Raw genomic sequence first — 23974 nt, 5'->3', positions numbered from 1 at the left:
GGGTGGTTGTAGGGTGGGGGGTAAACGAAATTTAACAGCCTGCTTCCATTCGTCTAAAATTGCACGTTCAGCAGTACCGGGATCATGGGGAAATACCGCCCCCACTTCCAAAGACAGCAAAACAGCAGTATACTCACCACTGGCTGTAAGTTCCTGTGCTAGAGTGAGCATGGCAGTAGTTTTTCCAGTTTGTCTAGGGGCGTGGATCACAAAATAATTGCGCTGATCTATGAGTCGCTTTAATTGGGGTAAGCGCTCACTTGTGGGTAACATATAGTGAATATCCGATTGGCAAGGGCCAGCAGTATTAAACCATTTAGTCATAAGGCTTTTATATATAGCAATATCAAGGGGTGTAGGATGCTCACCTCACCATCATTGTATTACAACGGGGAAAAAGTAAAACCCCAGGACTGGGAACACCTGGGGTTTTCAACCTGACCACACTTCTATTTTTAATAGAAAATTAGGCATAATCATCAAATTCAACAGACATAAATCTAGTAATTTTGTCTATAAATCTTGTTTAGAAAAAACATATTTATGGTAATTAATTATTAAATTATCCAGAAAATATCTTCAGGATAATTAGCAAACACTGTTTAGTATGGAAATCAGCTATTAGTGATCTTATTTTCAGAGTTTACATAGAAAATTTATTAGATAAAATTGCCTGATTTATGTCTAAAGTTGTGGTTTTTTTGAGTTGATTTATCAGTGGGAATAGAGAAAAATAAAAGCATCATGCTCAAACATGATTGTAGCCAATAAAAGTGACAGAAAGCCTACTTATGCCCGCAAATGTGGGCATTTTTTATGAGTGGTAACAATGGTACGGTCAAGATGCAGCATGGTAAATGCTAAAATCACCGCAGTTATTGCCAGCATACCGGGTAAAAACCAGTAACTAGTTAGAAGTGCATCCCACAGCTTAGATAATTTGATATCATTCATAATTTTTTGCCGTTGCGGTCTTGTAATTCTGCTAATTGTTGCAGTGACTGGCTAATGCTGCGCGGTTGAGGAACCGGGTTTTTACCCGCAGGCCAGCCTTCTCGCTGACGGGAGCGATCGCCATCTGTTTCTTCTGTTTGGTCATGGAATAAAATCTGTCTGGTGGGGTATGGTAAATCAATGCCATTTTCCACATAAAGTTTCTGCTTAATTGCAGAGATTACCTGATCTCTGGAATCTAACGCATCGTATCTTCGGGGTGGTTTGATCCACCATCGCGCCCGAATATTAACACTATTTTCCGCCAGTTCCATCACCAACACATCAGGAGGGGGGTCTTTTAACACCAGTTCTACACCATGTATAGCCTCTAGCATTAATTGTTTAGTCCACTTTAAATCATCCCCATAGCCAATAGCCACATCATATTCTAGGCGACGACTGTCAAAGGCTGTATTGACAGTCACTGAGTTGGTGAACAGTTCAGAATTAGGAATAACAATGCGGCGACCATCGTAGGTTTTGATGGTTGTAGCTCTTGTTTCAATGTTTTCTACCGTACCTTCAAAGTTTTTAAAAACAATTTGGTCATTGATTTGGAAAGGTTCTGTAAGTAGAATTAAAATTCCTGCCAAAAAGTTTTGTAGAATATCCCGAAAAGCAAAACCAATGGCCACCCCACTAATTCCCAACAATTGCACTAAATCAGATGCTCTCAGTGAAGGAAAAACAACAGAGAGAGAAATAAACAAACCCAGTAAAACTGTAACACCCTGTGCTAACCTGCCCAGCACCATTCCCAAATTCCGGGCGTAGCGGCGATGTCTGGTTAAGCGCCTGACCACTCGCTTAATGGATCTACCCAGAATCACAAAGGTTGTAAATACAACTAACCCTAACACAATATTGGGTAGCAGAAGAATAAAATCGTTAACCATTTTCTGCACCCTAGCCACCAGGGCTGATATTTCCCCATTCATCCACATTCCTCATTGATCAGTCGTTGCTGATGATAGCTAAAATTGAGAGAATTAAATACCTTCTCAGGTTTGGTTGTGGTTGTGCTGCAAGATTGATTAGGGTTTGTATCTCACGTGTTTAAGAAATGCTTGGACTGTCTTGATAATGAGATAATTCTTTCATCGCTTCCTGTTTGAGTTCTTCTCGAATGGACAAGGGCGCAATTACTTCTCCATTGGGTCGCCAGTCTCGCAGACGCATTAAAACGTTAACGTCTCCAGTGCGTATCCAGCCGGTGTAGTAAGCATCTGTGGGGGGTTTGTGTTGCAATATATCTAAAACTTTTTGCTGTTCTTGACGCGGTACATTTTGGATAATTTGTTGGGGTAGTTTTTTGTAGGAAATCGGGCGAAAGGTGGGATGGCGAAATGTATTGTCTACATATCTTTGGGCGAAGGCGGAGGGAAAACGCAAAATCAGCAGTTCTCGTTTGAGATAAAAGTTAAAACCCCAAGCCTGATCTAATTCTGTTTGAATTTGGGCTGGTGTGGGTAGTTTGCCGGTGTAGCGCATTTCTTTTAATTCCTTGGGGATACTAGGATCACCCCAAGGGAGAACCCGCAATTTTTCTGAGGCGATGCGGTCGAGGCGGTAGTTATGCCAAGCTAATTGACCTTCTGGGTCTGTACCGTAGGCACTGAGATATTTAGCACGTCGGTGGTAATGCAAACAAACAGGATAAACGGTCACTTCTACTTTTTTGGCTATTGTGACCCAATATTCAAACTGTATCACTCCACTCCCTTTTTTTCCCCACAGCTGTTCTATTTGCTCTTGGTAATCGTCTACTTGGTCTTGAGCCTCTGTGGATAAGATATAGTCAAGGTGCAGAAATATTCGCTGGTGTGGTGCTTCTATCAGTGGAGCCGGGGAGTTATGGGCGATTTGTTGCCATAGGTTCTCAATTATTAAGTTTAAGTTGGGTTGGAGAAAAGCCACTGATTCTAAAACGTGTAGCAGTTCCCAGGTTTGGGGTATAGACAGTTGGGTAAAATTAGGTTGGGCTATAGGTATTTCCGGGGGTGTGGGTAATTCTGACAAAGGGAGACATTCATATTTTCCCTTACTCAGCTTTTCTAACCATCCCAAACTACTCAACTGTTTAAGGTCGTCTCTAATGGAACGATGTACCGTAGCAAAGGGGCGCTGCTGTAGTTGTTGTTCCAAGTGTTCCGGGTTAATGCCAGTGAGTTGTAATATTTCTGTTTGCCATTGGCTTTCAGATACGTATACTCCCGATGTCTCCAGCACTTCCATACAAGTACGATGGCAAATACAAGAAAAATCTCCACATTCGGCCGTAATTTCCAGGCTGTCCAGCTTTTCGCCCTTGGGGTGTGTTTCCGCAAACAAGCGATCGCGCAGTTGGGAATAGGTAAAATCCTTAAGGGGATAATGTCCCCATTGTGTTTCTTTGCCATAGAGTTGATTTAAGATCCACCAGTTTCTAATGGCGCGGTGTAAGCGGTTAGCAAGTTGTCCTCCTGCTAACCAGTGTAAGGTTTGCGGTGTTGGGGAACGGATAGCCTGGGGCATCATGGATACTAAGAATACCGATTTTTTGCTGTTTGTCTAGTGGATCATAATACTATCAATGAGTCTAAATCCCTAGCAATTACAGATTTATAGGTGTTGGTGTGTATAGTTAGAATGTAGTGGAGACGTTCCATGGAACGTCTCTAAAGTTTTCATCCCCTTGCGGGGAAGAGGTAGTCATGGACCCTACCCCTTAGAAACTAGGGAAGGCTATACTGTAAATTCAGGTAGTATTTCTGAGAGTCCTGGGAGCAACTGGTTCAGTGCGTATTCTTCTAAAGTCCTAGCACTAATAGAAGTAAAACGCATTTGAGTATGAGCAATATCATTGCGGTATTCTGTTAAAGTTGACCACAAAGCAGCTAACTTTTCAGCACTACTGACATACTGAACAATTGGTTGATCCAAATTATGGTTAGCGCCAATCATTTGTCCCAGATGTTCTTCTATCACCTTTCTTTTTTCCCTATCTCGATAATTTTTAATTCCATGAGCAATGCAAATGGCAGAAACTAACCATTCTCTACCTAATAAAATTGCCTGACAACTCAGTTTTTTATTCACATACCAACGCAAGAGCAGAAATTGTTTTTGTAATTGTTCTACAGGACTAGCTTCGTTAAAGTTCATCACCGCAAACTGGCTGTAATCATCTTGAATTTGACTCAATAACAACTCAAATGGTTTGGCAAATGCACCTACTTCTTCTTGCAGTTGAGTTGCTGGTATATTTTGAAGTTGGGCAGATTGTGTAATTAAGTCAATGGGACGGACTAACTCAATAGAACGTGATAAGGCTTGAATGCGATCGCCAAAACTTTGTAGTCGAGTTGGTCTAATATCTGCTGTTTTTTGTTGACCACTGCGATAAAAGTCCTGCTGAATGGTACTCAGTAATTTACCTAGTTCTACAGAAGAACCAGTACTCAAAAATTTATCAGTAGCAGTTAACCAATCTAATAATTTAATAGCAGGAGTTAAATCAAAAATCGGTGGTTGCTCCCGGTTAGCCTCAAACGCACCATAATAAACTCCGCAAATTTCCACATTTCTGGCTTTTTGCAAAAAAGCAGCAGCTAGTAAAACCAAAAGTGGAATAGAGCGAAAAGCATGGGTAATATCAAACAAAACCTGGGAGTTTGGGGTAACAGCGTTAACCACAGCATCAAAAATTTCCCAAACTTCTGTTTCTACTTTCCCAGAGGGAATTTCCACATCTTCACATGGGTAGCTATGACCCAAAGTTTTTTGTAGACTATGCCAATGAGCGGCTTTAGCTTCTGGGGTCACTAACACAGTTACCTTGTCTGGTTGAAAAAACTCACACAAAGCATGAGCAACATAAGAAGTTTCCACCTGCTGACCTTGCCAACAATAGCAGGTTTTTGTATATTTTCCCGTACCTAAAACAGTTAAAAGCTGCATTTTTGCTTTCCTAATTTGTGTTTTGATCAGGTAAAAAAATAGCCAATTTACCCAGCAACAACACTATGGCGAATTTTGCCCAAGTGAAGTACATCATTAAGGTAAAATTATACAGCCTCCCTAGAAGATCCCTATTCTAATATCAGTATTTGTCAGCCGTACAACCAACCACCAGGGAATTCCCGTCTTTAGTATGCCCCCACTACATGGGGTTTTTTCCATCCCCTTGCGGGGGAGAGGTAGTCATGGACATAGACAACCCGTGGACTCAGCGTTGGGCTGATTGTTTCCATCCCCTTGCGGGGGAGAGGTAGTCATGGACATTATCTAAGTGCAGTTGGTATTGCATACAATGTATGGTTTCCATCCCCTTGCGGGGGAGAGGTAGTCTAGGACTCATTAGGTTCTGTTTACAAAGCTGAACCTTGGGAAGTTTCCATCCCCTTGCGGGGGAGAGGTAGTCTAGGACGCACCATCGACCACGGCGGACGATCTGCAACCAAAAACGTTTCCATCCCCTTGCGGGGGAGAGGTAGTCTAGGACGAAGAAGAAGAAGGAGGGTATCAAATGAAATGTTTAGGTTTCCATCCCCTTGCGGGGGAGAGGTAGTCTAGGACACAAATTGGGTCTTCCTTAGTAGTGCTGACTGCGTAGGTTTCCATATTGTATTTAAGCATTTGCTCCATACTACGGCGTTTCCATCCCCTTGCGGGGGAGAGGTAGTCTAGGACTCCATCGAAACAGCGCTAAACCCTAACTCCGCAGTTTCCATCCCCTTGCGGGGGAGAGGTAGTCTAGGACATACCCTGAAAGAGGTGGAGGTAAACCTCCAGAAGGAGTGTTTCCATCCCCTTGCGGGGGAGAGGTAGTCTAGGACAAAAGACAGATCAAAATAGGTTGTATTATGAAAGTTAGTTTCCATCCCCTTGCGGGGGAGAGGTAGTCTAGGACTTGGACCGAACGATAGTAGATACCCAAGAATTTTGGGTTGTTGTTTCCATCCCCTTGCGGGGGAGAGGTAGTCTAGGACTGCTGTAAGAAGTAAAGCATTTGTTAATGGCTGTGGTTTAATCTCTAATCAAACGTTTCCATCCCCTTGCGGGGGAGAGGTAGTCTAGGACTTGGCAGAAAAATTTTATAAGGAGTTCCCAACGTGTTTCCATCCCCTTGCGGGGGAGAGGTAGTCTAGGACGATTCCGAGTCATGCTTAAGCCAGACAGACATGCAAGTTTCCATCCCCTTGCGGGGGAGAGGTAGTCTAGGACCCTACCCCTTGGAAACTATTGCCATATTTAGTTTTCAAGGTTCGGTTGCACCTGACTACTGAAATTTGTTATGTATCAATTTTTGACCGTACTTTATTCAATAGCTTGGTTCAGCAAAACTAGCTGATATAATCAACATAACAGCAAAACTAGAATAAGTCAAGGGGAAAAAAATAAATTTACTCTTTGTAACAAACTCAAGCTCACAATCGTTTCCCCTAGCTCACTGCGACAATTTTTGTCCTGGCTTTACATTCTGTAACATTCCTCCTAATACCTACTAAAGTAACTGTTTCAGCACTTTTGATGCTCTGAAAATTGACAAACACCGCGTTACAAAATTAAATAATCTGGTGGCTCATAGGGGGGTGAACTTCCATACACTCGCGTTTGCTCCTTAGCTAAATTATTTAGGGGATATACCCGAAGATTATCCTCACTGATCTTCAGTATGGGTAACCAGCGTTGTTCCAACTGTTGTGTTAAGGTCTTTTCATCCAGAGGACACTCAAACACCGAATACTGTACTCGTTGACAACGCTGTTCTATCAACTTGGCCAACTTAGTCCTGCGTTTGTTGTCTGGGATGTCGTAACAAACCAACCATAATTTAGTCATTTAATGACAAAAGCCTCGTAATCTAAACTTGAACTTACTAAACAGCGACCTAAACTCTGGGCTTGTTCCAAAATAATTTGACTCAAACTCAAACGCCGATTTTGAGCAGGGTACAAAATCGGGGTATGAAATCGACGTTCTAACTCTCCTAAAAACAGTTTTTTGGCTAAAGTCCCCAACCAAATACCCACCCCATCTGGAGAGGGATGAAAATCTTCCTGTTGCAATAAATCTGACTTAATAATGGAAATGGCTGTGTGATCTACAATTACTGGCCGAAATTCCTCCATTAAATCTAAAACTAAATTGGGGCGATAAGGTTGAATGGCGTGAAAAAATCCCAAATATGGATCAAGACCAGCTTGAACACAGCTAGAAAATACCCTCGCCAACAATACACCATAACCCCAACTTAAGAGAGCGTTAATGGGGTCAAGGGGTGGGCGACGGTTGCGGCCATTAAAATTCCATTGGGGTGGAAAGTAATGTTTTAGGGCTTGGTAATAGGTGCGGGCGCAAATACCCTCAACACCCATTAGTTCATCTCGATTTAATGGGGTAGTGAAATTATTTAACCGGGAAGAGTAAGAACTAATTAAATCAATGGCTTCTGTTAATTCGGTAATTTCTCCCTTAGTGCAACGGTTTTGACGTTGTAGCAGCACTCTTTGATTACGAATTTTGCCACTCACCATTTTTTGAGCTAGTGCCATACCAAAGGTAGTTTCTACACAACGATATTGAGCCAGGCGAATTATGGGGTTAGTGGCAAAATGTCCTTGGAGTCGTCCGCGAAATTGACCATCTTGACGCAGAAAAATAGTCTCTATGCCTTGGTCTAATAACTCCGCTATCACTGCATCAGTTAACTGTACTCCTGGTAAAACTACTACTAGGTTGATTTCTGCCAGGCGATAGTTTTGGGACTTCTGCTGTTTGATAATCAATAAGCATTCGTTGCTGTAACGAATCACTGTTCCTGGTTCGGTTAAGTATAGTGTGGTCATGGGGATCAAATTCCCGGAGGTTTTTTCAGCTATTTACCAGTATGGGTGGATACTACGGGTATCCCGCCCGCCACCGTTATGCAAATTGCGTAACAGATTGATGATCCTATTTTCCCTAGACTTAGAATACGCCTCTTCTATGGTGGTGTCATAATAAACTTATCCCAAAAACACATCTGGCTCTATGTCCTTATCTATGGTGAAAAAGCTGCTGATGTACCGCAGCATTTTGGTAGCATTCCTCAATGCTGGGTTGACCTGGATTATCTTGATAATTGCCCCCTTGGGGTTATTTTCTGTGATTATTTGTACTATGGGGGTGTTTGTAACCAGTTTAGTCGGGGGATGGGTGGGCGATCGCTTTTTATTTACCTTGGTAATCAACGATCGCCGTGATGTAATATCAGCCCATGAAGAGTCTAATTACATTGAGTCTGTATTTTTACAACAAGTAGATGTGTCAAACCTACAACAAGGGAAGAAAAACTAATGGCTGAACCTTCATTGAGTTTACAAATCAGTAAGCCAGTAATTTATCAAGGCTGGAAATACCAATTGTTACTAATTTCTCTGACCAAAAGCGATCGCGTCATCAAACCACAAGACCTCATTAATTTAGAACTACCATCTGGAATTGACACCAGTGGTGGTGTGGTTATTTCTGGACGTGGCCCCATTTGGTTGTATACCTACCTCACCCATGAATTACATCCCACAGCTTGGGTAGCCTGTTATGATCCCCGATTTTTAGGAGCGGTAGTAGTGGCTACACACTCTGATTTAGTCAGCATTGGGGATATAATTCCCATGGAGCCTCCCAATGGACTGCAAAAAGAATTAAGTCCGGCTTTAATAGTGGTGGGTCCACCAGATAGCGGTAAAAGCGTATTTTCCCATGCTTTATTTCAAAGCTTATTGGCAGAAACTCCTGATATATATCTACAACGGGCCCACTGGGATGGTGAAGGTAACTATCTTTTAGAACTAGACCCAGAAACAAGTCAAGAAAAAATAGAAGCATTTAAAATGCGCGATCGCGGTAGTTTAAGCGCGGAATTTTTTCCCTACCACTCCCAAGTCATCTTAAAACTAAGGCGACAAAAATCCCTAGTCATTGTGGACGTGGGGGGGATGGTACAGCCAGAGAAATTACCCATTTTAGAAGCCTGCACCCATTATTTAATTATTACTTCCCAGCCAGAGGCTGTGGATTCTTGGCATCAATTTTGCCGCGATCGGGGTAACTTAAAACCCATCGGGGTAATTAATAGTGTGCTGCATACAGTGGAAACAATTCATCAACAGCAACCTTATTTACAGATCACTGCTGGACCCTGGATACGGGGACAAGCTGCTAATATTCCTCAAACCCTGTTAAAACGAGTCAGGGAAATAATTACATTCAATCAGTAAATATTTTGTAACATTTTCTTGCTAATTCCACAGTTTAATATTTCATATAGTATGATCAGTAAAGTGACAATTGATGCGATAACTGATGGAGAAAAAAAATCCAGGAGTGCAGAAACCAAACACAAAAGTGAATTGATATGACCAATCCCAATTCCATGACAACAGCGATCGCATGGTGTTTAGCATGGGGTAAAGATAAAACACCCCAGTTTGATTTGCCAGTATTACAGCAAATGCACCAAGCCCTACAAGAAAGTTCAAATCTTCCAGAACAACTACCACAAGAACTAAAGCAGTTAATCAGTCAGGTACAACAACTACAGGGCTTAGAATTTCCCCACACAGTCCAACAACTAAAGGGGTTAACCGAAAAATACCCCCAACTGTGGAACTCTGAGATCGGCTTAGTTTATGGTGGTGCAACCAAAATCAAACAGTATGTATTTGAAGGCTCTAAACTACCCGATATCCGGGGCGCTTCCGCCTTATTAGACAGAATTAATTTAGTTGACTTACCTGCATTTTTCGGTCAAGGCAAAAAATCAATTACCATTTCCCAATGGTTAGCTAACAACTTTGCCGGTTTAGAAGCAGCACTAATTCGAGAACTAATTATTTACTCCACCGGCGGAAACATCCTGGCTTTTTGTCCTGGGGCTTTTGTAGATGACCTAGCCAACGCCATAGAAAAACGTTACACAGAAGAAACCCTAACAGCTAACTCCTGCGCTGTTGGCGGTAAATTTAAGCCTTTAGAAATTCGCTTTGGTTTACTACCAAATCAAATTGAGAAAACATTTTGGTTAGAAAAATATCAGCAAAACCTCAACCATGAGTTAGTAAAGGCTTATTTTGATCAACCAGAATCAAACCCACAACAAGCATTTGAATACCGCAAAAGTTTTAATGAACTAGCGGGTAAACTAGCCTCATTATTCAATCAGCGACGTAGCGGTAATGACTTTCCCCATCGTCCTAGTCGTCGCTATCCGCCAATGTTTGAAACCCATCCTTGTATAATCAGAGATGACAACGATCGCGGATCCGCCGTTATCAGAGCCGACGAGCTTCCTAATAACCCTTGGTTTTCTGAAAGTTTAGCTCGCAAGCGCCTAGTGGGACAAATAGCTAAACGAGATGACACTTCTAAACATTGGTATGAAAAAGCTGGTTTTGATTGGCAAGACGGTCAAATTTATATACCCAGTTGGGTGCAGAAGTTTGAAAAATTTTTGCAAAAGCAAAAAAATAATCAATTATCTGATCAATATTATCGCCGTCATGAGAGCATTAATAGTATAGAGGAGGCACGCTCTCTAATAGAAATTGGCAATGCTAGTAAACCAGATGGTTTTGTTGCCTATATTTATGCTGATGGTAACAATATGGGTGGGTACATCCAGAAAATTAAAACCCCAGAAGAATATCGGCAATTTAGTAAAGATATCTTAGAAGCAACTACAGAATCAGTTTATCAAGCACTAGCTGAACACTTACACCCCCACAAACTTGAGAACATTAAAGAAGATAAACTAAAGCGGAATGGACAATGGATTCATCCCTTTGAAATCTTAACCATTGGCGGGGATGATGTGATGCTAATTGTTCCCGCAGATCAAGCCTTAGCCATTGCTAAAACCATTGGCGAAGAATTTGAAAACATATTGTTCAAGAAAGGATACAAAACAAAACCAGCAACAATACATCGTTACCGCCTAGCCCCAGCAACACCACATCAATGTGAATTAAGTATGTCCGCCGGAGTATTAATTACCGCCGATGACACCCCCATATACTACGCGGAAAAGCTAACAGAACAACTGTTAAAATCTGCCAAAAAATTGGCTAAAGACCTGAAAAAACAAAAACAATACGGCGGGACAATAGACTTTTTAGTGATGAAATCAGTAACCATGATTTCTTCTGAAATTAGTGAATTTCGTTCCCAGGGACTAACCAAGAAAAAACAAAACCTCAAACTGTATGCAGCACCTTATACATTACACGAAATAGGCGGACTATTAGCCACAGCCACAGCCTTAAAAGCTGTAAAATTTCCGCGATCGCAAATTTACCAAATCCGCAGTTTACTAGAACAAGGTAAACAAACAGCAATACTCAATTATCGTTACTTCCGAGTGCGATTAAGTAAAGAAGACCAAGAAACGCTAAAAAAAGAATTTGAAAACCCATGGTGTCAACCCAAAGATCCATCTAATACTGGTAATCTGGCTCCTTGGATTTCTTCAAAACACGAAAAAGAACCAGTAACTTATGAAACCATCTGGCGAGAATTAGTAGATTTATATCCCTTTATTCCTGAACCAGAGGATAACGACACCTCCAAAAAACCAAATGATATATTTCAACAGCATAAACAGAAATGAGGTAAAAACTATTACCTTAACAGCCAGAATTGATACTGCTTTGTGTATCGGTGCTGGTGGTTCCGACGGTTCCCTTGCAGATAAACCCATAGTCCGCAACGCCGCCGGAAAATTGATTATTCCCGGTTCTCAAATTAAGGGTAGACTGCGCCATGAGTGCGAAAAACTAGCCAAGGGGTTAGGATGGCAGATTTTTGACTCACCAAAAGCAGAAATTCTCTGTCCCAGTGAAGAAGAAGTCAGCAGCCAATTTAGAGCGCAGTATCAAGTGGAAGGCTACAAAGGCTATCACTGTTTTATCTCTCAAATTTTCGGTAATCCCATACTTCCATCCCGAATTATAGTAGAAGATTTGGTTAATGACCTACCACGGGAAGACCTACCAACGTTTCTGCGTCCTGGTGTCACCATAAATCGCCGTCGTCGCATTGCGGAAGACAAAAAACTGTATTTTCTAGAAACCTCTCCCCCCCATAATCAATTGAGATTTACAGGAGAACTTCACTTATTACCAGCCTGTCCACCATACGCCGAAGCGCTAATTTTAGCAGCCTTACATCATATTCATGCTTTAGGAGGAAGTAAATCAGCCGGGCTGGGTTGGCTGATTTGGGAGGAACTGAAATTAACAGTAGATGAGCAAAAGTGGGAAATGTTGTTACCCAAGGTTAGATATGAAGCGAATTAAATTAACTATTACAGCCCTATCCCCCCTGTCCATAGCCAATCAAAAACCCGGTTCTGTGAGTGAAGCAGAAGACTATATTCCCGGTTCCGTCATTAGAGGGGCAGTGGCATCTCAAATGCTACAATTATCAGGAGTAGAGCCACAAAATTTAACCACCAACGGAGGTGACTTTGCAGCATTATTTTTAAATTCTCAACCAGCGATTTTTCATAACGCCTATCCTGCTGTACCTCACCCCACGGATCATGTGATGGTACTACCAGCCACAGCAGTTAGCTCTAAAACAGATTCTGGTTTTAAACCCAAAAAAACAGATTCTGGTTTTAAACCCCCAAAAAACGGAGTTTTCGACACTTTAATTGACCGTTTTTGTGCCGACGCATACAACTATCCCTTTGACCCCAGTGATCCAAAATCATTAGAGGAAAAAACTGATACACGAGTTGAACCCTTCGGCGGTTTCTACAGTTGTACAAACGAGGAATATAGTAAACATTCCGTCAGCAAACGTTTTTTAACCAGAGTAGGTATCAACCGAAAACGGGCTACGTCTGAGGATGAGATACTATACAGCATTCAAGTTTTGAACGAGTCATTTACTCCAGATTCCCCAGAGAAAAATTGGCAAAATGTAACCTATCAAAGTGACATTTTAATTCAAGATCAAGAATTAGCAGCATCTTTAACAGCATTCTTCAATAACAACCCCCAGATTTTCCGTTTAGGTAGTGCAATTTCTAGAGGTTTAGGTAAAGTTGAAGTCAAAGCCACCATGGAAGATGCAGTCACAGATGTTAGTAGTAGAATAGCGGCTTTTAATCACCAACTAGAAAGACGTTGGAAACTCTGGTCAATCTTTGGAGAACCAGAGAAAAACCTATCAGCAAACCGCACCTACTTTACCCTAGACCTGCAATCTCACGCCATACTTACCGAAAATTGGCAAAGAACCACAGTTATTTCCCCAGCCATGTTATGTGAATATGTGGGTTTAGATGCAGAATTTTCCCAACTCCCCAACGATACAGCCAGAGACGAATTTATCAAACTAGAAGTAGCTTATAGTAGTTATGACTACCGTTCTGGTTGGAACTCAGCCTGGGGGTTGATGAAAGATATAGAACTAATCACTAACAGAGGTGGTGTATACTTATTTAGTACAAATCAACCAAAGGTATGGATAGATAAATTAAATCAACTACAACTGCAAGGAGTAGGCGATCGCACCTGGGAAGGCTTCGGACAAGTCCAGATTTGTAATGAGTTTCATAATGTATTTAGGGAGAGTGCAAAATGATTGCAGAAACCGATTCACACAAACAATTCAAAATCCAAAAACATATCCGTCAAACAGAAGACCATCTAGTTATTTGGATTAAAGAAGCTTTGGATAATAAAACCAGCTATGGAGATTTAGAAGAAGCTCAATTTCGTAACTTATTACGTGTAGCTGACACCACCGAGAGCGCAGAAGTGATTAAAAACTTTATTCGTTATCAAGAAGGTAGAGATAAAAAATGGGGGAGAGGTCAAGGCTCTCTCGCAGAAAAAATCATTTCACACATTGACAAACAAATCAAACAAGCAGCCGAAACAATCGCTAATGGTAATCAAGCCGACTTGAACCCCATTTGGTTAGAATTAATCCGCCGCTACTTAGGTTATGGCGCACGACATTTAAAGTATAAACGCGAAGTAAAGTAACCTGAAATATTTACTGGAAAAGAGGAGTCAAAAGATATGCGAGTCGTTATTTCTACTATTGGAACTAGCTTACTAACAAATCAAATCAACCGTTATGAAGAATCAGAAAAAAATTGGTATACTCAACTAAGAGATGCTGCTAATCTCACGGAGAAAAATACTTCTAAAGAAGTCCTTGCAATAATTTCGATCCTAAAAAACAGAGCCATTGAAAAATTAAAAAAAAGTTCAATTCCTCATATCAGAGAAGCTAGTGCCGAACTGAATGGCATTTATGGATTGTATACAGAAAAACTACAGGATGGGAGACAAGATATTCATTGGTTAATTTCTACTGATACCGCACAAGGTAAAGCCACTGCGGAAATAGTCAAAGAATTTTTGAGCAAACAAGGATTGTCAATCACAGAAATCTATACACCACGTGGATTATCAACTGCTACAACTGAAGCATTTTCCGAGGGAATAGATGATTTAATCATGTGGTTACGCGACACAGTTTTACCTCTGAAAAATACCTACAAAATTTGTTTTAATTTAGTTGGTGGCTTTAAGAGCTTACAAGGCTACATGAACACCATTGGTATGTTCTATTCCAATGAAATAATTTATATTTTTGAAGGTAAGGAATCCAATTTAATCACAATTCCCAGATTACCTATCAAAATAGATGAATCACAGATAGAACCCTATGCAGTGCAATTTGCTTTAATGGATGCTGGTGGAGGAATATCTTTATCAGAAGTAGGAGATATACCTGAATCAATGATTGGCGAATATAACCAGGAAAAAGTTTTATCTACTTGGGGTCAATTAATCTGGGGTGAATCTAAACGTAATATATTGTCCAAAAGACTACTAAATTTTGCAAGGTTACAATATGAAGATACATTTAGAGAAGATTACAACAGAATTAGAGACACAAGAGAGAAAGTAACTCTACAAGAAAACCTGGCTAAAGTTTCTGCTTTATTAATTAAATCAAGTGGAGACACTAGCGTACTTTTTCAACCATTAGGCTATACACGATATCAAGGTTCTAATCAAATAGACCACTTTCGTGTTAACGATAGTCTCAGAGTTAGTTGCAAAGTTATAGAAGGAGGTATTTTGTCTTTACGACGCTACGGAAGTCATGACCATGTTCAACGAAGTGAAAGAGTCTAGCAATAAGTTTTCTCTTTACCCTTCTGCGTGAGTAAATCATATCTCATTCATCATTTCTAACTTAATTTATGTTTGACACATTCAAAAACCGCTTAGAAATCACAGGCGTACTAACCACAATTACCGCCCTACGCATCAGCGCTGGACGGTCCACAGAACCCACCGGCTCAGATTTACCAGTGATTAAAGACGCCTTGGGTCAACCATTAATCCCAGGATCTAGCTTTAAAGGAGCATTGCGATCGCGTCTTGAAAGTTTTGTCCGGGGTATTGACCCTAGTTTAGCTGCAAATCCAGCTATTGAGAGCGAATGGTCAATTAACACCGACAACATGAACAAGTTAAAAAACACTGCTGACAATGACCAATCTTTAACCCAGCAAATTATCAAGCAAACAGATTTAGTATCTCTTCTGTTTGGTTCACCCTGGATAGCCAGTAAATTTCAAGTGCGAGACTTAACTGTATTACCTGAAACCTGGTTTGGACAATACCAAGAAAGAGACGGTGTAGCCATAGAAAGAGATACAGAAACCGCAGCAGAGGGTAAACTCTACGATTTCCAAGTAGTCCCAGCACAAACACAGTTTGAATTTAAAGCCGTGGTAGAAAACGCCGAGGAATGGGAATTAGGACTATTGATGATAGGGTTACATCAGTTTGAGACAGAACAGATACCACTAGGAGGCGGGCGATCGCGTGGTCTAGGTGTTGTTAAGCTAGACATAGACAAAATGCTTTGGTTTGACTATCCCCCAGATCAACCAGAAAAACTACTCAACTATCTGAAAAAATTGGTCATGAGAGACGAAAAAGCCTACGAAAACGCGCAGGAATTCAAAGACCGTTGGGTAGAGAGATTAATAGACCACCTCACCAACAAAATACCCAATCGCACTCAAGTAGAGAACTAAACACAGCTTTTACCAGCCTTCTAAAACTCAACACTTCCCCATATAAAGCCATGCACAAAAAATTTGTCAACCATTGCACTATTGATTTAAGCATCATACCCGACGGACCAGTTCTCATTAAATCCGGTAAAGAAGGCGCAGACCCCACCAAGCCAGACATGGAATTTGTGGAAACCTACCACGCCGGGGGACGTTCCATTTACTTACCAGGAAGCAGCTTAAAAGGTGCCATTCGCGCCCATGCAGAACGCATAGTCAGAACCGTAGGGAGAGAAACCGGAACCAACTCCAGCTTACCCTGGGCTAACGACCCACTAAATGATAAATATGAATATCTCAAAAACAAATCAACCAGCGACATTTATAAACTCTCTTCCTTTACTGACCAAATTTTTGGTAATACTGCCATCGCCAGCAGATTGAGAATAGAAGATGCTCATCCAGACCCAAGCATATCATTAAAACTAGAAGAAAGAAACGGGGTAGCCATTGATCGAGTTTTTGGTTCAGTAGCTGTTGGACCTTTTAATTATCAAGTATGCGTCTCCGGGAAATTTAACACCAAAATACATTTAAAAAACTTCACTCTTGCACAAATAGGTTTAATTGGCTTAGTATTGCGTGACCTAGATGATGGTTGGTTTGGCTTAGGTTTTGCTAAATCCCGTGGTTTAGGTACTGTAAAAGTGCAACTAAATCAAGCCGTAGTGCAGTATCCTGGTTGTAAATTGCAGGACAAACAAATTGTAGCTTTAGGTAGTCAAAAACAATGGACATACACCCACCTTTTAGGTGTGGGAGAGTTTCTACAACCAGAAGAAGCAAAGTTATATAGTTTCCCCACACCAGACCATCAAGATACACCAGTTGCAGCCCAGGAAATGGCTTTAGGTTTTGGTGTGCAACTCACTTGGCGAGAAGGTACTGTTCATGATTTATTTCAACGCAGTGTCAAGTCTTGGAGTAAATTACTAGAAGTAAGTAATAAATAGTAATTCCTATAGCATTCCTCAAACACGGGAGATACAAATGTAAATGATCCTCTTGTAGTGCGAGCATACCTCGACTATACTTCCACTATGCCCAGTACAAGTCCCGCTCACTGCTTAATACATCTTCCCCAAACTTGTACTTCATTCTCCCCAACTCACATTACATCCAATACCCTCCATCTATAATTCAGCTTATGACCTTTGTTGGTGTTAAGAAAAATTTATCAGTTAGCGATTTACTAAATCTAATTTCAGAATTAGCCATTGAACCAAGCTACTATTTTTTACGTTGGAGTCATCAAGTTAGTCAGGATTGGGAAACCAAACCCATAGACACAGACTTCCCCATGCTAGAAGGACAAATGTTTAATCAACAATGCGAACTGAGATGGAAACGAAAACCTAACGATAATTATGAAATTCTCCTTTTAACCGTCGCCTCAGAAAAACCAGACTTGATTAAAAACTTGATTAAAATAGGAGACAATTGGCAAACTAAAATCCGAGATGCTTATATACATGATGCCAAAGATCAGCGTTTTCCTAAAAAACTACCACCAGAAATAACCAATATTGCCCAAAGATATTTCATAGACCCAGAAACCGCCAAAGTCCACTTTATCGCTTTAACCATCAAATAACCCACCCATAGACTATATACATCTATATACATCCACATTTAACCAACATGACCAGAACCCCTAGACCAACCCCCAGAGATTCCTCCAAACCAGAAATTGGACCCAAACCTTACAAACTCGTTTCATTTCCCCCACAACCCCCCAAGTTACAACGCCCAGTTGGTCACGAAAAATATCTGAGCGATCGCCTGCATGGTACTTTATATTTAACCCTGAAAGTACAAACTTCCTTACACGTCTCCACCGGTTTAGTTGTCTTGGGTAGCGACCTGAACCGCAAAACTTCCTTGATTAAAACCATGGTGCAAAACATCGACCAAAAACTCTCCATTCAAGGAAGTTCCCTAAAAGGTTGTATTCGTTCCCTATACGAAGCTATTACTAATAGTACCTTAGCCGTCACAACTTCTAAGCATATAAATAAAATGCCCAGAGACCGTTCACCTTGTAAGAACAAAGAAAAACTTTGCCCAGCTAGTCGCGTGTTTGGGGCGCTAGATTGGCAAGGATTACTTGACTTTAACGACGCAACCTGTACTAATGTAGATTTTTCCATAGGTTTTATGCCCTCATTATATCGTCCCCGCCCCGATGAAAATGACTCATATTTAATCGCAGGGAAAGCCGCCGGACGGAAATTCTACTACAACACCAATAAAGCCATTAGTAAAGGTGAAAATTCGGGAATTGCTGTACAGCAAGCAGGGAGAGAATACACCTTCACCACCCAATTACACTATAAAAACTTATTACCAGAGGAATTAGGAACTTTATTAATTGTTTTAGGACAAGACCCCAAATATCCCATGGCTTTAAAAGTAGGAGGGGGTAAACCCATTGGTATGGGAACCATGACTGTCACCATAGATAAGATCATCCGACCCCAAGATTTAAAACAGCGTTACTCATCCTACCAAACCAATACATCCGACGAATTAACCGGCGAAGAATTAGCCAAATATAAACAGAAAAACATTCAAGCCGCCCACTCGCGCCTCATTGAAAAACCCCAACTAGAAGAAATCGCCGCCATTCTCCTTTATCCCAGCGATCGCCAACCCCCAGCAGGAATGTACTAACTATGACTATAACAGACTTAGGTTCCCCATCTTTCACAGATCAACAGTGGAAAATTGCCCACGCCATCGCCCAAACCCTAGTACAAGAAGATACAGACATTAACGAACTAGGCAAAGCGATCGCCTACTTACGTAGTATAGTTAATCAAAGCGATGCCACTGATAGATTTTTTACCTACCTCACCACCCTAGTCAGAGACGGTAAACAAATAGGACACAGTGGCAAAACCCTAGGATACTATACCAACATCCAAACAACTTGTAGTGATTATCTCAAAACCATTCCTAATCCCAACACCATACTGCACATATTAGGCTGGGTAACTCGGCTCATGCGTTACTACAAAGATGCTGGTGTACCCATTGGTGACATTATTCCCCCCTCAGCATTTACCCCAGAGTCAGCACGTCAAAAAGAAATCGCCCAACTAGTAGAATCCCAAGATTTCCACGAAGGGAAGATACTACAAGCCACAGTCACCAAAATCAATGGTAACAGAGTAACCTACGAGATTTTAGGAACCATTAAATTAACCGAGAGAGAACCAAGAAAAGCCAGTTTGCTTCAAGAAGGGCAAACCGTGGATGTAAAAATTATTTCTCTTAAAGAAGATGGCAGTATTAAAAGCGTTAAATGTGCAAATTAGAGCAAAAACTTAAGTATCATATGTAGCGCGGGCAAGATGCCCGCTTACTGAGCTTATCTGCCTAACACCTGATCAACCTTAAACCAAAACAGTATGATCTGTTGCATATCACAGGACAAGACCAAATATTGAATCTAAAATTAAACATAGGGACAAGATCCCAGCCATAACAAACTGACAACCAGAGCATCTACTTGAGAGGTAACACAGATGGTTAAGGTATCTCAACACACATTGACTCAATCTGAAAAACAGCGATCGCTTATTCTCTGGTTTGATGAAGTTAATATTACTGATGTACCTCTAGTAGGGGGTAAAAATGCCTCCCTAGGGGAAATGATTCAACAGTTGACACCCCAAGGGGTCAGAGTTCCCGGAGGATTTGCTACCACCGCTTATGCTTACCGATATTTTATCCAATCAGCAGGGTTAGAACCAAAGTTGCGGGAACTTCTCAGTGATTTGGACATTGAGGATGTCAAAAATTTACAACTACGAGGCAAAAAAGCGCGATCGCTACTCATGCACACACCGTTTCCGGTGGAATTGCGTCAGGCCATAGCCACAGCATATCTAAAACTATGTCAACACTACAACACAGATACAGATGTAGCAGTGCGTTCTAGCGCCACAGCCGAAGACCTCCCAGACGCGAGTTTTGCCGGACAGCAAGAAACTTACTTAAATGTTGTTGGTGTCGAGGGAGTCTTAGCAGCCTGTCATAGATGCTTTGCATCCATATTTACAGACCGGGCTATTTCCTATCGCCACACCAAAGGATTTGATCATTTTACCATAGCCCTGGCCGTAGGCATACAAAAAATGGTGCGTTCTGACCTAGCCACCTCCGGGGTCATGTTCTCCATTGACACCGAAAGCGGTTTTAAAGATGCAGCACTAATTACAGCAGCCTACGGTTTGGGGGAAAACGTAGTTCAAGGAACCATTAACCCAGATGAATATTATGTGTTTAAACCCACCTTAAAAGCAGGTTTCTCCCCCATTATTCATAAAAAACTGGGCAGCAAAAAACTAAAAATGATCTATGATGACGGCTCAAAATTTACTAAAAACGTCGCCGTACCCACCACAGAACAAAATAAATTTGCCCTGAGCGACACAGAAATTTTACAACTAGCACAATGGGCTAGTTTAATAGAAGACCATTACACCCAAACCCATGGTACTTACTCCCCCATGGATATCGAGTGGGCCAAGGACGGAATCACCAATCAACTGTTTATTGTCCAAGCCCGTCCCGAAACAGTCCAGTCCCAGAAACAGGAAAACCTGTTACGTAGTTATCACATTATCAAACCAGAAAAACCCCCCCATTCCCTAGTCACCGGTCGGGCTGTGGGTACTGCCATAAGTCAAGGTAAAATCAAGCTGATTTTAGATGTGAGTAAAATCCACCAATTCCAAACCGGGGATGTATTGGTAACAGACCGAACCGACCCAGACTGGGAACCGATTATGAAACGCGCCAGCGCCATTGTCACCAACTCCGGCGGGCGCACCTGTCACGCGGCTATTATTGCCAGAGAACTAGCAGTACCCGCTATTGTCGGCTGCGGCAATGCTACAGAAATTTTAAAAACCGGTCAAGAGGTCACTGTTTCTTGTGCTGAAGGAGACGAAGGTAAAGTTTATCACGGCTTATTACCTTTTCAAATTAAAGAAACACCTTTAGAAAACTTACCCCGCACCCGCACAAAAATTTTAATGAATGTGGGTAATCCTCAAGAAGCATTCAGTTTATCTGCAATTCCCAACGATGGTGTAGGTTTAGCACGCACAGAATTTATTATTGCCAACCAAATCCAAATTCACCCCATGGCATTAATTCACTACCATAACTTAAAAGATGAATTTGTCAAAACCAAAATTAATCAAATTACTGCTCTTTATGACCATAAACCCCAATACTTTGTCGATAAATTAGCCCAAGGTATAGGGAGAATTGCTGCTGGTTTTTATCCTAAACCAGTGATTGTGCGGTTGTCAGACTTCAAAAGTAATGAATATGCCAACCTGTTAGGTGGTAAGCAATTTGAACCAGAGGAAGAAAACCCCATGCTAGGTTGGCGCGGCGCAGCACGTTACTATGATCCTGGCTATCAAGAAGCCTTTGCCTTAGAGTGTCAATCTATCAAGCGTGTGCGGGACCAAATGGGCTTGACTAACGTTATCCCCATGATTCCTTTTTGTCGCACCCCCGATGAAGGGCGTTTAGTGTTGGCAGAAATGGCGAAAAATCACTTAAAACAAGGTGTCAACCACCTACAAGTTTACGTGATGTGCGAGTTACCCAACAATGTAATTATGGCTGAAGAGTTTGCAGAAATTTTTGATGGCTTCTCCATTGGTTCCAATGACTTAACTCAGCTAACATTGGGGATAGATAGAGATTCTGCATTAGTAGCCCGGTTATTTGATGAACGTAGTCAAGGTGTAAAGCGAATGGTGAAGATGGCTATAGAAGCCGCCAAGAAACATAATCGCAAAATTGGTATTTGTGGACAAGCACCCAGCGATTACCCAGAATTTGCCCAGTTTTTAGTAGAACAGGGAATTGATTCCATCAGCCTCAATCCAGATTCAGTTTTAAAAACTATGCTCGAAGTGGCAAAAGTAGAGCAAAATATGTAGATAATTAGGGATCCGGGATGAAGTGGGAGTAGAGAAAATTTTTCTTTATCCCATCCCCCATTGTCCACACCTTTGACCAAAATTACTAATGAGTACAACAACAACTCAGACCAAACGATTAGACCCGCAGTTGTGGCATAAATTCCTAAAAGTTGCCAAACCCTACTGGTTTTCTGAACAAAAATGGCAAGGGAGGGGACTATTAGCACTTTTGCTACTCTTGGCATTAGTGGTGAATGTGATCAATGTCGGTATTAGCTATATTTTCCGCAATATTGATACTTCTTTGGCAACCTTTCCCCAAACTCAAGATGCCTCAACCTTTTGGCGCTTCATCATTTTTTATGCCGGGCTGCTGATCATTGGTACTCCGATTGTTGTCATGTATGGCTATCTACAAGATAAGTTGGGATTACAATGGCGGGAGTGGCTAACTAACCATTTTATAGATAAATATTTCCAAAATCGCGCTTATTACCAAATTAATTCTAACGAAAAAATCGACAACCCCGACCAGCGCATTGCCGAAGATATCCGCTCTTTTACCCGTACCAGCTTATCTTTTACCCTGCTGATTCTCACCTCAGTTATTACTTTAGTGTCTTTCACAGGAGTTTTATTATCTATCTCAGTAGCTCTGTCAGTAGCGCTGGTGGTTTATGCCATTTTGGGGACAGTAGTTACTGCTTGGATTGGTCAACGATTAATAGGCATCAATTTTAATCAACTTAAACGAGAAGCTGACTTTCGTTATGGACTAATTCATGTGCGAGATAATGCCGAGTCCATTGCTTTTTATCAAGGTGAAAGAGAAGAAATATTACAACTTAAACAGCGTTTCTGGCGGGCAATTCGCAACTTTGATGTATTGATCAACTGGCAACGTAATTTAGGTTTTTTTACCACTAGCTATAACTATTTTGTCTCAGCACTGCCTTACTTGGTAATTGCACCTATTTACTTTGCAGGTAAAACAGATTTTGGTACGTTTACCCAAGCAGCCATCGCTTTTAGTCAGATTTTTAGTGCCTTATCTGTGGTGGTAGGTCAATTTGAAAACTTAACCGCTTTTGCTGCGGGTGTTGAACGGATGGGAGAGTTAGCCGAGGCGTTGGAAACCACCAACCAAAAGCAGCTAGGAATGACCACCATTGATATCAGAGAAGATACTCACATTGAATTACGTCATCTCACCCTATTAACCCCCAACTATGAACGCACCCTAGTGAGGGATTTACCATTGAGATTACAGCCAGGGGAAGGCTTGGTAATTGTTGGTAACAGTGGTAGTGGTAAGAGTTCCCTATTAAGAGCCATCGCCGGGTTGTGGAATGCAGGTACTGGTCAAATTATCCGTCCTCCCCTCTCAGCAATGATGTTTTTACCCCAACGTCCTTATATGGTGTTGGGTTCGCTGCGCAGTCAGTTACTTTACCCCCATACTGATCATGATATCAGGGAAGAGAAAATGCGCCATGTGTTAGCAGAGGTGAATTTAGCAGAATTACCAGAAAGATTTGGGGGCTTTGACCTAGAGTTAGACTGGGCAAATGTACTTTCTTTAGGGGAACAACAGCGTTTGGCTTTTGCCCGACTTTTGCTGAGTATGCCTAACTACGTCATTCTAGATGAAGCTACCAGTGCGCTGGATTTAGCTAATGAAAAGAATTTGTATGAAAAACTCAGAAGCTCTGGAACTACATTAATTAGTGTGGGACACCGCCCTAGTTTGTTGCAATACCATGAGTACGTGTTAGAAATAGATGCTAGTTCTAATTGGCGGTTGCTACCAATGGAAGAGTACACTGTTAATTTAAATGCTTTTAGCTAACTACGGTCTAGCCCTTCTCGGTTTAGTCAGGTA

At 41.4% G+C, this 23974-nt stretch carries 20 protein-coding genes, 1 pseudogene and 1 CRISPR repeat array; of the genes and pseudogenes, 14 read left to right on the top strand and 7 right to left on the bottom strand.

Going from position 1 to position 23974, the window contains the following annotated elements:
* The 7 genes and pseudogenes from NWP17_RS12565 to cas1 form a co-directional block, all read right to left on the bottom strand.
* Positions 1-324, bottom strand: a pseudogene (locus NWP17_RS12565) (ATP-binding protein); the annotation flags it as partial.
* A gap of 465 nt (positions 325-789) precedes the next feature.
* Positions 790-954 carry a hypothetical protein gene (locus tag NWP17_RS12560; protein WP_280655248.1) on the bottom strand — a complete coding sequence of 55 codons (165 nt, stop codon included), beginning with the start codon at positions 952-954 and terminating at the stop codon, positions 790-792.
* Positions 951-1934, bottom strand: a complete 984-nt coding sequence (locus tag NWP17_RS12555; protein ID WP_280655242.1) for a mechanosensitive ion channel family protein — start codon at positions 1932-1934, stop codon at positions 951-953. The genes NWP17_RS12560 and NWP17_RS12555 overlap by 4 nt, the downstream gene beginning before the upstream one ends.
* Before the next feature lie 118 nt (positions 1935-2052).
* Complete coding sequence (locus NWP17_RS12550; protein WP_280655241.1) at positions 2053-3513, bottom strand: TIGR03985 family CRISPR-associated protein; 1461 nt, start codon at positions 3511-3513, stop codon at positions 2053-2055.
* Between the two features lie 207 nt (positions 3514-3720).
* Positions 3721-4935, bottom strand: a complete 1215-nt coding sequence (gene csx2 / locus NWP17_RS12545) for a TIGR02221 family CRISPR-associated protein (RefSeq protein ID WP_280655240.1) — start codon at positions 4933-4935, stop codon at positions 3721-3723.
* 214 nt (positions 4936-5149) lie between these two features.
* Positions 5150-6201: a CRISPR direct-repeat array (repeat unit 37 nt; unit sequence GTTTCCATCCCCTTGCGGGGGAGAGGTAGTCTAGGAC).
* Between the two features lie 333 nt (positions 6202-6534).
* Positions 6535-6819, bottom strand: coding sequence for a CRISPR-associated endonuclease Cas2 (gene cas2 / locus NWP17_RS12540; RefSeq protein WP_280655239.1), 285 nt, complete (start codon positions 6817-6819; stop codon positions 6535-6537).
* Entirely contained in the window at positions 6816-7826 is a 1011-nt protein-coding gene (gene cas1 / locus NWP17_RS12535; RefSeq protein WP_280655238.1) for a CRISPR-associated endonuclease Cas1, read from the bottom strand. Before cas1 ends, cas2 begins: the two co-directional genes overlap by 4 nt.
* 184 nt (positions 7827-8010) lie before the next feature.
* On the opposite strand from cas1, the gene csx18 reads away from it, so the two are divergent.
* The 14 genes from csx18 (at position 8011) to NWP17_RS12465 (ending at position 23941) form a co-directional block, all read left to right on the top strand.
* On the top strand, positions 8011-8316 hold the full coding sequence (gene csx18, locus NWP17_RS12530) for a CRISPR-associated protein Csx18 (protein ID WP_280655237.1): 306 nt from the start codon (positions 8011-8013) through the stop codon (positions 8314-8316).
* Positions 8316-9239 (top strand): CRISPR-associated ring nuclease Crn3/Csx3, encoded by a 924-nt coding sequence (gene crn3 / locus NWP17_RS12525; RefSeq protein ID WP_280655236.1) that lies wholly within the window; start codon positions 8316-8318, stop codon positions 9237-9239. The genes csx18 and crn3 overlap by 1 nt, the downstream gene beginning before the upstream one ends.
* Before the next feature lie 137 nt (positions 9240-9376).
* On the top strand, positions 9377-11626 hold the full coding sequence (gene cas10 / locus NWP17_RS12520) for a type III-B CRISPR-associated protein Cas10/Cmr2 (protein ID WP_280655235.1): 2250 nt from the start codon (positions 9377-9379) through the stop codon (positions 11624-11626).
* A complete protein-coding gene (locus NWP17_RS12515) occupies positions 11595-12314 on the top strand; it encodes an RAMP superfamily CRISPR-associated protein (protein WP_280655234.1) in 720 nt (239 codons plus the stop codon). The genes cas10 and NWP17_RS12515 overlap by 32 nt, the downstream gene beginning before the upstream one ends.
* Complete coding sequence (csx10, locus tag NWP17_RS12510; RefSeq protein WP_280655233.1) at positions 12301-13611, top strand: type III-D CRISPR-associated RAMP protein Csx10; 1311 nt, start codon at positions 12301-12303, stop codon at positions 13609-13611. Before NWP17_RS12515 ends, csx10 begins: the two co-directional genes overlap by 14 nt.
* A complete protein-coding gene (locus NWP17_RS12505; RefSeq protein WP_280655232.1) occupies positions 13608-14018 on the top strand; it encodes a hypothetical protein in 411 nt (136 codons plus the stop codon). Before csx10 ends, NWP17_RS12505 begins: the two co-directional genes overlap by 4 nt.
* Positions 14019-14054: 36 nt before the next feature.
* Complete coding sequence (locus NWP17_RS12500; RefSeq protein WP_280655231.1) at positions 14055-15185, top strand: putative CRISPR-associated protein; 1131 nt, start codon at positions 14055-14057, stop codon at positions 15183-15185.
* 68 nt (positions 15186-15253) lie between these two features.
* A complete protein-coding gene (csx7, locus tag NWP17_RS12495; RefSeq protein ID WP_280655230.1) occupies positions 15254-16099 on the top strand; it encodes a type III CRISPR-associated RAMP protein Csx7 in 846 nt (281 codons plus the stop codon).
* A gap of 50 nt (positions 16100-16149) precedes the next feature.
* Complete coding sequence (locus tag NWP17_RS12490; protein ID WP_280655229.1) at positions 16150-17091, top strand: RAMP superfamily CRISPR-associated protein; 942 nt, start codon at positions 16150-16152, stop codon at positions 17089-17091.
* Positions 17092-17285: 194 nt separating this feature from the next.
* Positions 17286-17732 (top strand): hypothetical protein, encoded by a 447-nt coding sequence (locus tag NWP17_RS12485; protein ID WP_280655228.1) that lies wholly within the window; start codon positions 17286-17288, stop codon positions 17730-17732.
* Between the two features lie 47 nt (positions 17733-17779).
* Positions 17780-18811 (top strand): RAMP superfamily CRISPR-associated protein, encoded by a 1032-nt coding sequence (locus NWP17_RS12480; RefSeq protein ID WP_280655227.1) that lies wholly within the window; start codon positions 17780-17782, stop codon positions 18809-18811.
* Between the two features lie 2 nt (positions 18812-18813).
* The gene (locus NWP17_RS12475; protein WP_280655226.1) at positions 18814-19458 is read left to right on the top strand and encodes a hypothetical protein; all 645 of its coding nucleotides are present in this window, start codon (positions 18814-18816) and stop codon (positions 19456-19458) included.
* A 210-nt stretch (positions 19459-19668) separates the two neighbouring features.
* On the top strand, positions 19669-22110 hold the full coding sequence (ppsA, locus tag NWP17_RS12470) for a phosphoenolpyruvate synthase (RefSeq protein ID WP_280655225.1): 2442 nt from the start codon (positions 19669-19671) through the stop codon (positions 22108-22110).
* Between the two features lie 88 nt (positions 22111-22198).
* On the top strand, positions 22199-23941 hold the full coding sequence (locus tag NWP17_RS12465) for an ABC transporter ATP-binding protein/permease (RefSeq protein ID WP_280655224.1): 1743 nt from the start codon (positions 22199-22201) through the stop codon (positions 23939-23941).
* The last annotated feature ends 33 nt before the right edge of the window (positions 23942-23974 follow it).

It is taken from the genome of Chrysosporum bergii ANA360D (assembly GCF_029891735.1).
GTDB lineage: Bacteria > Cyanobacteriota > Cyanobacteriia > Cyanobacteriales > Nostocaceae > Umezakia > Umezakia bergii.
This window is presented reverse-complemented; position numbering and strand designations above follow the sequence as displayed.

Excerpts from the sequence above, each read along its gene's own strand:
- NWP17_RS12500 (WP_280655231.1), top strand. The coding sequence starts at position 14,055 with ATGCGAGTCGTTATTTCTACTATTGGAACTAGCTTACTAACAAATCAA.
- NWP17_RS12490 (WP_280655229.1), top strand. The coding sequence starts at position 16,150 with ATGCACAAAAAATTTGTCAACCATTGCACTATTGATTTAAGCATCATA.
- NWP17_RS12555 (WP_280655242.1), bottom strand. The coding sequence starts at position 1,934 with ATGAATGGGGAAATATCAGCCCTGGTGGCTAGGGTGCAGAAAATGGTT.
- NWP17_RS12505 (WP_280655232.1), top strand. The coding sequence starts at position 13,608 with ATGATTGCAGAAACCGATTCACACAAACAATTCAAAATCCAAAAACAT.
- csx18 (WP_280655237.1), top strand. The coding sequence starts at position 8,011 with ATGTCCTTATCTATGGTGAAAAAGCTGCTGATGTACCGCAGCATTTTG.
- csx7 (WP_280655230.1), top strand. The coding sequence starts at position 15,254 with ATGTTTGACACATTCAAAAACCGCTTAGAAATCACAGGCGTACTAACC.
- NWP17_RS12465 (WP_280655224.1), top strand. The coding sequence starts at position 22,199 with ATGAGTACAACAACAACTCAGACCAAACGATTAGACCCGCAGTTGTGG.
- cas2 (WP_280655239.1), bottom strand. The coding sequence starts at position 6,819 with ATGACTAAATTATGGTTGGTTTGTTACGACATCCCAGACAACAAACGC.
- crn3 (WP_280655236.1), top strand. The coding sequence starts at position 8,316 with ATGGCTGAACCTTCATTGAGTTTACAAATCAGTAAGCCAGTAATTTAT.
- ppsA (WP_280655225.1), top strand. The coding sequence starts at position 19,669 with ATGGTTAAGGTATCTCAACACACATTGACTCAATCTGAAAAACAGCGA.
- NWP17_RS12550 (WP_280655241.1), bottom strand. The coding sequence starts at position 3,513 with ATGATGCCCCAGGCTATCCGTTCCCCAACACCGCAAACCTTACACTGG.
- NWP17_RS12480 (WP_280655227.1), top strand. The coding sequence starts at position 17,780 with ATGACCAGAACCCCTAGACCAACCCCCAGAGATTCCTCCAAACCAGAA.
- cas10 (WP_280655235.1), top strand. The coding sequence starts at position 9,377 with ATGACCAATCCCAATTCCATGACAACAGCGATCGCATGGTGTTTAGCA.
- csx10 (WP_280655233.1), top strand. The coding sequence starts at position 12,301 with ATGAAGCGAATTAAATTAACTATTACAGCCCTATCCCCCCTGTCCATA.
- NWP17_RS12515 (WP_280655234.1), top strand. The coding sequence starts at position 11,595 with ATGATATATTTCAACAGCATAAACAGAAATGAGGTAAAAACTATTACC.
- NWP17_RS12560 (WP_280655248.1), bottom strand. The coding sequence starts at position 954 with ATGAATGATATCAAATTATCTAAGCTGTGGGATGCACTTCTAACTAGT.
- cas1 (WP_280655238.1), bottom strand. The coding sequence starts at position 7,826 with ATGACCACACTATACTTAACCGAACCAGGAACAGTGATTCGTTACAGC.
- NWP17_RS12475 (WP_280655226.1), top strand. The coding sequence starts at position 18,814 with ATGACTATAACAGACTTAGGTTCCCCATCTTTCACAGATCAACAGTGG.
- NWP17_RS12485 (WP_280655228.1), top strand. The coding sequence starts at position 17,286 with ATGACCTTTGTTGGTGTTAAGAAAAATTTATCAGTTAGCGATTTACTA.
- csx2 (WP_280655240.1), bottom strand. The coding sequence starts at position 4,935 with ATGCAGCTTTTAACTGTTTTAGGTACGGGAAAATATACAAAAACCTGC.